Raw genomic sequence first — 1,202 nt, forward strand, 5'->3', positions numbered from 1 at the left:
ACAAATTCATCCGCTTTAGGAGCTGCGCCGGGGGCAGTTTTTGGAGATATAAAAAATGGGACGTCAATGCGTCCCATTTTTGTGTTCAATGTGGCTGAGTAAATTACTCTGCCATGTAGTTTTCTGGCATCTCGATACGAGCAACACCGGAATCTACTGCCGCTTGAGCTACCGCTTTTGCTACGCGAGGTAGCAGACGTGGATCCATTGGCTTAGGAATGATGTAGTCGCTGCCAAATTCTAGCTTCTCAACACCTGCAGCTTTTAGTACCGATTCAGGTACAGGCTCTTTTGCCAATGCACGAATTGCGTCAACCGCCGCCAGCTTCATGTCGTCATTGATTTCACTCGCACGTACATCTAACGCACCACGGAAAATGAAAGGGAAACACAACACGTTGTTCACTTGGTTTGGATAATCACTGCGACCAGTACCCATAATTAAGTCATCACGCACTGCGTGTACTAGCTCAGGTTTGATTTCAGGATCTGGGTTCGAACAAGCAAATACAACAGGCTTGTCAGCCATGAGTTTCAACGCTTCTGGTGGCAATAGATTTGGACCAGATACACCTAGGAATAGGTCTGCACCTTCGATCACATCTTCTAGTGTGCGCTTATCTGTATTGTTTGCGAACAGTTGCTTGTACTCATTCAGATCATCACGACGAGTATGGATCACCCCTTTGCGATCCAGCATGTAGATCTTCTCGCGCATTGCGCCACACTTGATAAGCAGCTCCATACACGCAACGGCTGCAGCACCAGCACCAAGACAAACAATCGTTGAATCTTCAAGCTTCTTACCCTGCAGCTCGATAGCATTGAGCATACCTGCAGCTGTCACGATAGCCGTACCATGTTGATCATCGTGGAATACTGGTACGTCACAACGCTCAATCAAACGCTTTTCAATTTCAAAACAGTCTGGTGCTTTGATGTCTTCAAGGTTGATACCACCGAAAGTGTCAGCAATGTTCGCAACCGTATCAACGAACTCGTCGATCGTGCGATGCTTCACTTCAATATCAATTGAATCAAGGCCTGCAAAACGCTTAAACAGTAACGCTTTACCTTCCATTACAGGCTTAGAGGCAAGTGGGCCAAGATTACCTAGACCAAGAATAGCGGTACCGTTTGAAATAACCGCAACCATGTTGCCTTTCGCTGTGTACTTGTACACGTTGTCAGGGTTTTGTGCG

At 46.7% G+C, this 1,202-nt stretch carries 1 protein-coding gene; it reads right to left on the bottom strand.

What is annotated here, in order from left to right; all coding sequences use genetic code 11:
* Positions 1-103: 103 nt before the first annotated feature.
* The coding region (locus R7E78_RS24275; RefSeq protein WP_318058357.1) for a malic enzyme-like NAD(P)-binding protein at positions 104-1,202 on the bottom strand (1,099 nt) is incomplete at its 5' end.

Source organism: Vibrio sp. YT-19(2023) (assembly GCF_033337395.1).